At 34.3% G+C, this 11,252-nt stretch carries 11 protein-coding genes; all 11 read right to left on the reverse strand.

Features of this window, described 5'->3' with window-relative positions:
- Nucleotides 1-25: 25 nt before the first annotated feature.
- Entirely contained in the window at nucleotides 26-961 is a 936-nt protein-coding gene (locus ACECE_RS0219715) for a dipeptidase (protein ID WP_010250356.1), read from the reverse strand.
- A 207-nt stretch (nucleotides 962-1,168) separates the two neighbouring features.
- Complete coding sequence (locus tag ACECE_RS0219720; protein WP_010250358.1) at nucleotides 1,169-3,580, reverse strand: glycoside hydrolase family 9 protein; 2,412 nt, start codon at nucleotides 3,578-3,580, stop codon at nucleotides 1,169-1,171.
- A gap of 510 nt (nucleotides 3,581-4,090) precedes the next feature.
- Complete coding sequence (gene radC, locus ACECE_RS0219725; protein ID WP_010250360.1) at nucleotides 4,091-4,771, reverse strand: RadC family protein; 681 nt, start codon at nucleotides 4,769-4,771, stop codon at nucleotides 4,091-4,093.
- A gap of 50 nt (nucleotides 4,772-4,821) precedes the next feature.
- Nucleotides 4,822-5,205 (reverse strand): YraN family protein, encoded by a 384-nt coding sequence (locus tag ACECE_RS0219730; protein ID WP_010250362.1) that lies wholly within the window; start codon nucleotides 5,203-5,205, stop codon nucleotides 4,822-4,824.
- Nucleotides 5,190-5,486 (reverse strand): EscU/YscU/HrcU family type III secretion system export apparatus switch protein, encoded by a 297-nt coding sequence (locus tag ACECE_RS0219735; RefSeq protein WP_010250364.1) that lies wholly within the window; start codon nucleotides 5,484-5,486, stop codon nucleotides 5,190-5,192. The genes ACECE_RS0219730 and ACECE_RS0219735 overlap by 16 nt, the downstream gene beginning before the upstream one ends.
- 24 nt (nucleotides 5,487-5,510) lie before the next feature.
- The gene (fliK, locus tag ACECE_RS0219740; protein WP_010250366.1) at nucleotides 5,511-7,178 is read right to left on the reverse strand and encodes a flagellar hook-length control protein FliK; all 1,668 of its coding nucleotides are present in this window, start codon (nucleotides 7,176-7,178) and stop codon (nucleotides 5,511-5,513) included.
- Nucleotides 7,179-7,425: 247 nt separating this feature from the next.
- Nucleotides 7,426-8,037 (reverse strand): copper amine oxidase N-terminal domain-containing protein, encoded by a 612-nt coding sequence (locus ACECE_RS0219745; protein ID WP_010250368.1) that lies wholly within the window; start codon nucleotides 8,035-8,037, stop codon nucleotides 7,426-7,428.
- 19 nt (nucleotides 8,038-8,056) lie between these two features.
- Entirely contained in the window at nucleotides 8,057-8,839 is a 783-nt protein-coding gene (locus ACECE_RS0219750; RefSeq protein WP_010250371.1) for a ribonuclease HII, read from the reverse strand.
- Nucleotides 8,823-9,695 carry a ribosome biogenesis GTPase YlqF gene (gene ylqF / locus ACECE_RS0219755; protein WP_026073927.1) on the reverse strand — a complete coding sequence of 291 codons (873 nt, stop codon included), beginning with the start codon at nucleotides 9,693-9,695 and terminating at the stop codon, nucleotides 8,823-8,825. The genes ACECE_RS0219750 and ylqF overlap by 17 nt, the downstream gene beginning before the upstream one ends.
- Nucleotides 9,696-9,784: 89 nt before the next feature.
- A complete protein-coding gene (gene lepB, locus ACECE_RS0219760; RefSeq protein WP_010250374.1) occupies nucleotides 9,785-10,459 on the reverse strand; it encodes a signal peptidase I in 675 nt (224 codons plus the stop codon).
- 246 nt (nucleotides 10,460-10,705) lie between these two features.
- Nucleotides 10,706-11,050 carry a 50S ribosomal protein L19 gene (gene rplS / locus ACECE_RS0219765; protein ID WP_010250377.1) on the reverse strand — a complete coding sequence of 115 codons (345 nt, stop codon included), beginning with the start codon at nucleotides 11,048-11,050 and terminating at the stop codon, nucleotides 10,706-10,708.
- Between the last annotated feature and the right edge of the window lie 202 nt (nucleotides 11,051-11,252).

Here is an 11,252-nt window from a genome sequence, read left to right on the forward strand (position 1 = left end):
TATAAAAAATATGAGTAGATTAATTCTATAATAAATCCTTAACCAACCGTAGGAAATTACCACCTGCAAATTTTTCAATCACTTCATTGGAATAATTTAACTTACCCAATTCTTCAAATATAGCATTAATTGCTTCAACACCATTAATATCTTCAGGAGTCTTTTCAATTCCGTCGAAATCTGCTCCCATTCCGATATGATCAGCCCCCGCCAGAGATATAATATGCTCGATATGCTTAATAATGTCAGTTATTGTTGCTCTACCGGTGTCGTTTAAAAAATCAGGGTAAAGGTTTATTCCAATTACTCCGCCATTTTTTGCTACAGCTGTTATCTGATCGTTATAAAGGTTTCTTGCATGTGAACAAATAACCCGTGCATTTGAATGTGATACAATTATTGGTTTATCGGTGGTCTCAATTACATCCCAGAATCCTTTCTCTGAAATATGTGACAAGTCAACAAGCATTCCAAGGTTGTTCATTTCTTTTATCAATTTTTTACCAAATGGTGTAAGTCCTCCACCCGTTTCCCCATCTTTTACTCCATCGGCTATTTCATTTCTAAAATTCCATGTGAGGCAAATACTTCTTACACCAAGCCTGTAGAAATTCCTTAAAGCTCCCAAATCCCCCTGAAGTGCTTCGCCACCTTCAATAGAAAGCATTGCAGCTATTTTTCCATCCGATATTGCCTTTTGAATATCTTTGTAATTACAACATAACATTATATCGTCTTTATATATTTCTATTTCATTATAAAACCTATCTATAATCTGCATTGCACGCTTCATTGCATATGCTTGAGAGTATGCCGGATCAATATATGCGGCAAAAGTCTGAACGAAATTACCTATCTTTTTCATTCTTGCTATGTCAATATGGCAGTTGCTGGTGTGTAAATTTGAATTTATCTCCATTATTTTGGTAATTGTATCACAATGTGCATCAAAAATTATCATCGCCTAATCCCCCATGCTTAAGTTTATCTAGAGATTAATTATAATCTATGCAGACTAATAATAAAATATGTTACCTGTGATTTACATTCAGGCTAGAAAGAAATGCAACTTTCTTAGGCATAAAAAAAGAATTATCCCACAAATACCTTCATGAGATAATTCTTTTTTATTTCTATCTTTTTTAGAAAGAGAATTCTTATATTGAGTTTACGATGCTGCGGGGAATACTTTTATGGTACCTAGCAAATACATTCTAAAGTATCCAAAGTCAATTGAATTTATACTTTTGTCACCATTTAAGTCAGCAGCTTTCAAATCATCCTCTGCTGGTAAATCTTTTATCGTTCCAAGAAGATACATTCTTAAGTAGCCAAAATCAATTGAATTCACCTTTCCATCTCCGTTCAAGTCACCAACTATTACATTTGTTGTAGTAGGTGTTGGAGTTGCTATTGTAGGCGTTGGAGTTACAGCGGCTGTTGTTGTTACTATAGGAGTTGATCCATCTGGTTCAATACCTCCTACAAGAACTCCATTATCATAAACGCAAATATTATCTGTTTTCACAGGTGTTCCTGTCCAATTGCTATCTTCAATACTTAGGCCTTGATAGCTCCAGTCATCCGCTGGATTCCAATAATTTTGATAAGCATATGTGCCCAGCGCAAACTGGTATTTCTTGTTAGAGCCAGCAATTACATAACCCGGCCAACTTATTTCAATATAATAAATCTTATCTTTATACAAATGAGGTCCTGATAGCTCAGCTGCATATTCAGTTTCAGTTGCTGCCTGATCATATAACTGTCTCAATTCAATTATTTCAGGCTCAAGCGATGTCATTCCTGTAGAATCAAAATAATATCTTACTGAAATATTTTTTGAAGTTTTTCTAACATTAGAACATACATAGAAAGTTATTTCTGTAGCTTTTGGTCCATCCTTCTGCGCTATGTCAACACCAAATGCTTCAACCCAATATGCAGAGCCGCCAGAAGTATCACCGCCATCATCTATATCAACTGGTGGTGGAAAATTTGGCGTAACTTGCATTGAAGAATCACCAAAGAATCTATAAGCACCTGCACAAGCTCCAACAAATGCTGCATTATAATCTATTGTTACTTCATTGTAAATATAGTCTGATGTAACATCCTTATGTTCATCTTTTACGCCTGGGCCACCGACTAATGCACCATAAAGTACATATTTATGCGGATCAGGATCTTCACATTTTGATAAACCTGATGCTGCCCTATGATGTGGGTATTTTGCAGAAATGTCGCTATAGCCTACAACATAGCAACGGTTGATTGGATTGTCACCCAACAAGTAATTCATTTGTGATTTGGCCCACTCACCGTATTTAGATGGGGTATCACCATGATGTTTGTCATAAACAAACGCTAACAGCTGGGTAGCAGTATTATATCTTGCAGAACCCCACTGATTAAGAAATGAGTATCCACCTGGTGTTATTGTAACTGTTGTTCCATCCATCCAATTATCTACTGTTTTTGCTATCTGGCTCCAAAAATCTATAGTCTCATAAGGACTCTTTTTGGCAACTGTTCTGTAGGCATCTTCAAATACTTGTCCATCTTTGTCATATAAATCATTAATTTCAGCCAAAATACATGTGGTACCTGCCCATACATCATTCCAGCAATGTGTCCAACAAGAAGGTGCATAATAGTCGAAATATTTCCATACTTGTTCTAGATAATGCTCGTCCTGCGTTGCTAAATAAAGCCATGATGCAGCCCAGCAATAGTCATCCTGCCATTTGGATGACGCATAATAACCTTTAGGTCCATCTGCGTTACATTCTTTAGTTTCACATCTCTCTGCAAATTCAAACAGCGCTTTTGCATACTTAAGGTTTTTTGCTGCATAGTCTGGATCTTCATCCTTGAAATTCATATAGTTTACTGCAAGCGAAGCTGCAGTTGCTGACACACAGTCAGTTGAAGGTAATTCTTCAGTAGCAAACCACCCTTTTCTGAACATTTCATCTATTTCAGGTGAATTCCAATAAGCATGGTCAATATCACCGTCACCTACTTGATAGCAAAGAGCTATTGCCTTGCCGTCAGCGTCCAAATATGTACACTTCATAAAATAATCATTAAAATATCTTAATATTGTTTTAGTATGAGTATCTTGTCCGGTAGCTTCATATTGATCTCTGAATTCATAGAAGCCCCATCCTACTGTTGATCCGGAATATGCTTCAGGCATACCGAATTTAACATGGTCACCCGCATCATGGAAACCACCAGCAACATCGAGTTTTCCATCTCCATCCGGATCTAGTATACTCTCATTTTTGCTAATGAAGCTATCTGACATATTGGTATTTGTAGAATCAAGCGGAAGCTCTGCATCGTATACGTGACAATCACTTCTCCACATATATTGACCATTTTCATCAACACCGGTACCACACATATTCGCATCGTAGAAATACTGAGAATACTGCAATGCTTTTGCATAGTTGAATTCCACATCAGCAGCATTAAGAGTCTGCGTGTTAACAGGAATAACTGCTGTAGCAAGGATAACTGCACTGGCAATCAAAGACCTTGCTTTTTTTGAAAAATCACTTCTCTTTTTCATCCTATCCCTTCCTTTCAAAAATTTGAGTAATTTGGCATGTTTAAATTGTGTTATTAAACACCTCCAATAACATTAGTTGTTTTATTAAAAATTGATGAGTAAAAAACTACTTAGTCACGCTAAAAATATAACTTCGGCTATAAAATCCGAAATAGTATTTCAGCTATTCCTTACTCAAAAAATATTTTACAAAATGGATTCCTGTAGATTAGTTTTGTAGAGATTGTTACGTTGATTAGGTACGACTAAAATATAAGTTTCTGCTATGGATAACGAAAAAATATTGTTTTTCAAAATATGAGAATAAGGTGTTATTTTTCGTTATCCCTTAGTACTTTACATTATTTAAATATTACTTCCCTCTAAAATAATATTAATACATTTTTGTTCATCATACAATTAATAAATTTATCATTTATTGTGATGACTTTATTCATTTTTTTGGATGCAACAATACTAGAAACTTTCTATGAAATAAAATTTGGCATGAGAAAAGATATAATTGAAAAGTTAGAATTTTACTGCTTCCATTCTGCCATTCTCAGCAAAACTGTAGTATTTTCCGCCACAAACAATTATATGATCAATAACTTTTATTGATATTGATTCCAACGCATTGCAAATAGTCCTGGTTGCTTCAATATCCGCCCTGGAAGGATTTAAACTTCCGCCCGGATGATTATGGGCAAGAATAACGCTGTTGGCTTTGTGCCTTATTGCAGCTTCAACTAGCAGCCTTGGGTACACAGGAGCTTCGTTAATTGTACCTTCATGAACCAGTTCAGAATAGTTGACTTTGTTTTGCGAATCCAGGCAAATAATATAAAATGCTTCATATGTCCGCCCTGCAAAGAGTGATACTGCATATTGGCCAGCTTTGGTAGAACTGTTCAGTTCAGGCTTTTCTCCCCACTTATCATTAAAATATCTTCTTGACAGTTGGGGTATTAGACTTAACAAAAACGCTGTACTTTCACCAACACCGGAAATTTGAGAAAGGTCCTTTGGGTCAGCCTCAAATACTCCAGATAATGACCCATACTTACTTAGAAGTTCGTGGGCCAGTTCATTAGTGTCTTTACGTGGAATTGAATAAAAAAGAAGCAGTTCTAAAACCTGATGAGGTTCAAAACTGTCTAGACCGTCCTTTAAAAATCTCATTTTTAATCTTTTTCTATGCCCTTCATGCATCAATTTATCCCTCCTAGCTATGAAAACAAATAGTTATTTTCTCATCATGCCTAAAAGGCATTCTTTATCAGGTTTATTTTTTCTACAGTCATAGTATCCTTTTCTTTCTTGACATACACTTCTACAACATCAAAACGAATATTTGCATCATACAATCTGTTTTGGCCAATAAAAATACTAGCCAGTTTTTTTATATTTTCCTGCTTTTTATAGTTTACAGCCTCACTTGGTAAACCGTACTCAAGAGTGCTTCGCGTCTTAACTTCAACGAAACAAATATAGTTGTTTTCCCGGGCAATTATGTCGATTTCTCCAAGCCTTTTATATCTAAAATTCATAGTTATTATGGAATAATTATGCTCCTTTAAATATTCTTCTGCTATTTTTTCACCTACAGTTCCCGCAGTTCTTTTATTGTTCAGCGTGTTTTCCATTTTTTATCTCCAAATCTTTTATCGATGTTACTTACAAATACTAGAATTTCCGCCACAACTTCATAAAGCTCCGGAGGAATTTCATCTCCTATTTTGAAATGACTTAGTGTACTTGCAAGTTCATCATTTTTATATATAGGTATATCGTTCTCTTTAGCTTTTTCAATTATCTTTTCTGCAATTTCCCCGCTCCCAAGACCGATTATCTCAGGTGCACGATTGCTTTGGGGCGAATACTTTAAAGCTGCGACCTGCTTTACCTTATCTTTCTTCTCTGGCATTTATATCACCCTGTATAATAGATTTTAAATCTTACAGTCTATTGATTGACTGCTCAAATCCAGTTCTTTTTTCATTGTCCGGTCAGCATTAATTACATTAATTCTCTCGTCAATAAGCCTGTATTTAGCATCTACCAGCTTATATCCTTTAGCACGCAGACTGTTATACAGTTCTATATAATTCTCTTTTATAAAGCTAATAATGGATTGATCTTCAACTCTAAGATTCAAACTTATATTTTTCTTGTTTACACTTATCAAAGAGTCGACTTGTCCTAAGTTCTGAGTATTTAGCGATACAAGTACTGAGGCATTTTGAGGATCAATCTTTTTCCCTCGGGAGCCTTTTTTTAGCACATACAACTCGCCTGTTGTATTCTTATCAAACATTTTCAGTGGTATTTGTATATACGTACTGTGATTGTTTAGCTCATTGATAAATTTTAGGTTGCCTTGCAGATTATCAATTTTATTTAGCAACTCATCCTTGTTGGCTGGATTTGAATGCTCTATTGCACTTTTTATTACATCAAGCTTTTCATACATTTCTTTATATACTTTTTTAATTTTAAGGTCCTCACCGGAAGTGCCTTCATCAACCTTCACGTAAAATTTGTCCAATACATCTTTCAGAGCCTTTTCATAATCAGCTTTTTCTAAAGGTTGTTTTGCAGGCATTTCATTTTTGACAAGAGCATCGGTAAGATTTGATTTTTCATTCAGTTTTTGAAATACATTTTTTAAAATACTGTCAATGAATTTGCCTTGAAATATATTTGATTTTTCAAAATTCTGCACATTCTCCTTTAGAAATAATACAGCCTTTTCCATTAACATTTTATTATCTGTAAGGTCAGGATTATCGCTAAAAACTTTTTTTGAATTTACATTAATAAACTCTATAAGTTTTTCTTTAATCTCAGGAATCGTTGGATCATTAAATACGGAAGAACTACCAGCGGTAACTGCTTTTTCTACCGTGTTTCTTATGAATTCCTGCTTTGTGGGGTAAGAATTTGTAGCGCTTTTTCCCTGATCAGGACTTTTAACTACAGAGGCTTCTTTCAAAGCATGACTTATTGACGTTATAACGTCTTTATCTGTTATTTCCGATAACGTCTTGAATGTATCTTGAAGCATTGGACTGATTTTTTGCTTTTCATCAATAATCTGATTTAAAAGGGCTATATTCTTTTCTTCTGGAATTATATTGTTTGCAATAAGATATGCAACTTTTTGAGGTGTTACGTTTTTAAAACTGATAATTGTATCCGCAATCTTCCCGAATACATCTTTATTCAAAGGCAGATCATTTTGTTTTATTTCTTTAGCAATCTCCATATTTTTTTTATCGGGCTTTATATCAAGCTCCAAGAGCTGTTTTTTCAAATTTGAATCTGTATTGCTTACAGATTTTTGATTATAATCGTTTCCCTTTACTGTTTCCAGCACTAACTGATTATTAGAGTTATTTTTAACAACAAAATCTACAGTATCCCCCTGTTCTATATCTAAAGAAGACAGAGAATTTGCACTAAAGGTAGTACCGTCAAATAGCTTTAGCATAAGTTCATTAGCTACAATATTGAGTACTTTTGCCCGTATAATATCTCCGACCGCAAGTCTTCCGAGGACGTCAGTCACATTGGCTGTACTAATATCCAAATTGCCAACAAATCCCTCAATTTTCATCCCTATCCCCCCCTCCAGGCTCAATAAAGTACTTTATCTATAAACAACAAAGTACCAATCTATATATTTTTTTGCAGAGCTTATTTTATGTATCGGACAAATTCCAATTTATTTTATAGCATGTTGCCTGAGGTATTATATGTTATTCCATAGATATGACTTGAATTTAATCTAAAAAACTCCTCCCATGGTAAAATAAAATCATAGGAGGAGCTTTCTTGTAGAGATGAAATTTTCAAACAATTAATTATTGTTTTGATATCAAAATAGTTTTATCCTTTGCATTCCAGCTAACTTCATAACCCAATACTTCTGATATAGCTCTTATTGGCACTAAGGTCCTATTGTCTTTAATTATTGGTTCCTGATCCAGATCCGAACCATTCTTAGGGTACATATAAGGATTTATAATAAAATTGTCTTCAAAAATAATATTTTTATCTTTATCAAAATAAGTACCATGCCCTGTAAATTGATATCCTGGTTGCGCTGTGTCTCCGATATAGTGTATATAACATCTATTATTAACTTGAAAAATATAGCCCTCTGTATTATTCCAAAACTCATTTATGTTAGTATATGATGTTTCTTTAAGCCCTTTTGAAATTACAATTACGTTATTTGCGTTATCCCATGAAACATTTTCACCAAGGGTTTCAGTTATAAATCTTAATGGAACCATAGTCCTACCGCTTTTCGGTTCAATATATGGTGCTACATCTAAAGCTTTATTCTCTCCATTAAAACTAGCAGTATTATTTCCAATCTGCATCTTAATTGATGTACTCTCGGCAAATGTATATGTAATAAAATTGAGTATTACAATAAAAAATACTACCAAAGATATAGTTTTTTTCATATAATCAGCCTCCTAGTCACTAAGCTGTAAAATTCTTTGTGAAGGTAGTTCTATGTATAGGACAAATTCCAAACTTTTTTATAGCATCTATATGTTCTTTTGTTCCATATCCTTTATGTTTACGAAATCCATAATCAGGATAAACAGAATCCATTTGATCTATATACCTGTCTCTTGTTACTTTAGCAATAATTGAAGCAGCTGCTATAGATATGCTCAGGGCATCACCTTTAATTATAGACTCCTGTTTGATTTTTAAACTATCAAGTTTTACAGCATCAATAAGCAGTATGTCAGGCTTTACTTTCAGTCCTTCAACTGCAATTTCCATTGCCATCTTTGTGGCATTAAGAATATTTAGCTCATCAATAACCTTTTCGTCAACTATACCTACATCATAGGCTATTGCTTTTTCCGTAATAATAGAATATAGCTCTTCTCTTTGTTTTTCACTTAGTTTTTTAGAATCGTTAAGGCCATTTATGAAAACATTTTCAGGAAGTATCACAGCAGCAGCTACTACAGGACCTGCTAATGGCCCTCTTCCTGCTTCATCAATACCTGCAATAAACTTTGCACCCATAACATATGCTTCTTTTTCAAAACGGCACATGTCTTCAAATCTTTTTAACTCTTTTTCAAGAGCCTGCTTTCTCTTTTCGTATTTTAGCACAAGTTTATCAATTTTAGCTCCATACTCTTCCTTAAACCCATATAGCTTTTCTAAAGCCGTTTCAATAGTCATTTCGCTTAATAAGCCTTCTATTTGTTTTAAAGTGAGCTTTTTAGCCGTTTCCGCCATTTCCTGAGTCCTCCGGTTTTTCCAATGTTATCTTGCCAATCTTACCTCCACGCAGTTCATCTAATACAATGGCAGAAATTCTGCTCATATCGATTTCACCGCCAGATATTATACAACCTCTGTTCTTTCCTGCAATTTCAAGCAGTTCAAGCCCGGTTTTACCTTCAATTGAAGTTAGTTTATATCTTTCCATCAGATTTTTAGGATAGAGTCTAACCAGCTTTTCAAACAGCGTTGATGCAAGTTCAACAGTATCGAGTATATCGTCTTTTATTGCACCTGTTATTGCAAGATTTAGACCGACTTCAATATCTTCAAATTTGGGCCATAATATCCCCGGTGTATCTAAAAGCTGTATCTGGTCGTTAACGTTTATCCACTGCTTTCCTCTAGTAACACCAGGTCTATCTCCCGTAACGGCACTTGCCTTGCCTGCAATCTTATTTATAAGAGAAGATTTCCCGACGTTTGGGATACCGACAATCATTGTCTTTATCGGCCTTGAAATCCTACCTTTAAGCTTGTCCCTTTCGATTTTATCCTTCATGAGGTTTTGCATTTGACCCTTAAGCTGATTTATGTTCTTACCTTTAATGGAATCAATAAAAATATTGGCATAACCCTTTGAGTTATACCACTTACTCCAGCTGTTACAAACCTTTTCATCTGCTAAATCTGACTTGTTTAAAACAATTATTTTGGGCTTATTTTTAAATATATCATCAAAGTCTGGATTCTTGCTGCTTATCGGAATTCTTGCATCCAACAGCTCAATTACTACATCCACTAACTTCATATTATCGTTTAGAATTTTTCTGGTCTTTGCCATATGACCAGGATACCACTGAATATTCATTTTTACCTCCAATTTAGTTATGCCTTCTGTCGCTTGACGTTCCAAAACCCTTACATTATTAGCACTAAGGAATTTATTAACGCCAAAAGTCAATCGTAAATGCTTCCGAACTCTTTAAGCGGCCTTATCCTGAACACCGCTTTACCTTTGATTTTTTCAATGTCAACAAAACCAATTTGCCTGCTATCCTTACTATTTTCTCTATTATCACCCATAACAAAAACTTTATTCTCGGGAACAGTACATGGAATTTCAAAATTCTGCTTCCTTGTAATCCCCTTAATATAATTCTCTTCCTGTATTATTCCGTTTACGTATACCTTATCGTCAATTATATCTATTTTATCTCCTGGTAATCCTATAACTCTTTTAATATAATCAACTTCATTTTTTGGTGGAATCAATGATTGCAAAAGAGGTATATTCTTTGTGATAGGAATATAGCCAATATCTCCTTGAATAACCTCAAATATAACTATGTCACCCCTCTTTGGCGATCCTAACGCATATCCTATTTTATCAACAAACAAAACTTGATGATTATAAAGGGTATTCTCCATAGACTGTCCTTGTACTATTACCCATTCAAAAACAAATGCTCTAAGCATAAGGGCTATAATTACAGAAACAACAATTACCAAAAGCCATTTTAGAAGTTCTTTTGTAAAATTGGGCTTTTCATTTTCATAGTTCACACCAAACTTCTTCTCAAGTTCTTTATCGTATGCCTTATCTTGATTTTCAGGATTTTTATTAAACTCCATAAGTTACAACCCTATTCTCTATATAGTTTATTGCTGCGTGCATTACTAAATTAGAATACTTATCCTTCCCAAAAAATATGTAATATCAAAAATGTATTCTTATGAACTTTATTATAACACCTTATTGGTTAATATAAAAGAACCTATTTTAGCTATGATTAAAGCAAACGCTTTTTCAAAAAGCAGTGTGTAAATTTCATTAATATAACAAAAAGGGACCTAAAGTCCCTTTTCTTGTATTAGTTATTAACCTAATCTTGTTTTTACCTTTGCAGCTTTTCCTACTCTGTCTCTCAAGTAATAGAGCTTTGCTCTTCTTACTTTACCTTTTCTAATAGTTTCAACATGATCCACATTTGGTGAGTGAACCGGGAAGATTCTCTCAACTCCTACTCCGTAAGAAACCCTTCTTACTGTAAAAGTTTCTTTCAGGCCGGCACCTTTCAATCTAATAACAGTACCTTCGAAAACCTGAATTCTTTCCCTATTGCCTTCTTTAATCTTAACGTGTACTTTTACGTAATCACCGATTTCAAGTTTAGGCTTTTCAGCTTTTAACTGTTCTTGCTCAATTGCTTTAATTATATCCATGCTTTGTCATCCTCCCTCCTGCCTAGACGTTCTTGTATTTTAACAGCGGACCGTCCGTATTTCCACAAGTCAGAATTATACCACAGATATTTTGCCTTGTAAATATTTTTTTACTTTTTTATAAAATTTTATAAATTGCAAGTTAAAGTGACGGTAAAATTTTGGTAAACTTGTATAATGCAAACTATTGGCACTATTGTTC

The organism is Acetivibrio cellulolyticus CD2 (assembly GCF_000179595.2).
In the GTDB taxonomy this organism is placed as follows: domain Bacteria; phylum Bacillota; class Clostridia; order Acetivibrionales; family Acetivibrionaceae; genus Acetivibrio; species Acetivibrio cellulolyticus.

Excerpts from the sequence above, each read along its gene's own strand:
- rplS (WP_010250377.1), bottom strand. The coding sequence starts at position 11,050 with ATGGATATAATTAAAGCAATTGAGCAAGAACAGTTAAAAGCTGAAAAG.
- ylqF (WP_026073927.1), bottom strand. The coding sequence starts at position 9,695 with ATGAATATTCAGTGGTATCCTGGTCATATGGCAAAGACCAGAAAAATT.
- ACECE_RS0219715 (WP_010250356.1), bottom strand. The coding sequence starts at position 961 with ATGATAATTTTTGATGCACATTGTGATACAATTACCAAAATAATGGAG.
- ACECE_RS0219730 (WP_010250362.1), bottom strand. The coding sequence starts at position 5,205 with ATGGAAAACACGCTGAACAATAAAAGAACTGCGGGAACTGTAGGTGAA.
- lepB (WP_010250374.1), bottom strand. The coding sequence starts at position 10,459 with ATGGAGTTTAATAAAAATCCTGAAAATCAAGATAAGGCATACGATAAA.
- ACECE_RS0219750 (WP_010250371.1), bottom strand. The coding sequence starts at position 8,839 with ATGGCGGAAACGGCTAAAAAGCTCACTTTAAAACAAATAGAAGGCTTA.
- ACECE_RS0219745 (WP_010250368.1), bottom strand. The coding sequence starts at position 8,037 with ATGAAAAAAACTATATCTTTGGTAGTATTTTTTATTGTAATACTCAAT.
- radC (WP_010250360.1), bottom strand. The coding sequence starts at position 4,771 with ATGCATGAAGGGCATAGAAAAAGATTAAAAATGAGATTTTTAAAGGAC.
- ACECE_RS0219735 (WP_010250364.1), bottom strand. The coding sequence starts at position 5,486 with ATGCCAGAGAAGAAAGATAAGGTAAAGCAGGTCGCAGCTTTAAAGTAT.
- fliK (WP_010250366.1), bottom strand. The coding sequence starts at position 7,178 with ATGAAAATTGAGGGATTTGTTGGCAATTTGGATATTAGTACAGCCAAT.
- ACECE_RS0219720 (WP_010250358.1), bottom strand. The coding sequence starts at position 3,580 with ATGAAAAAGAGAAGTGATTTTTCAAAAAAAGCAAGGTCTTTGATTGCC.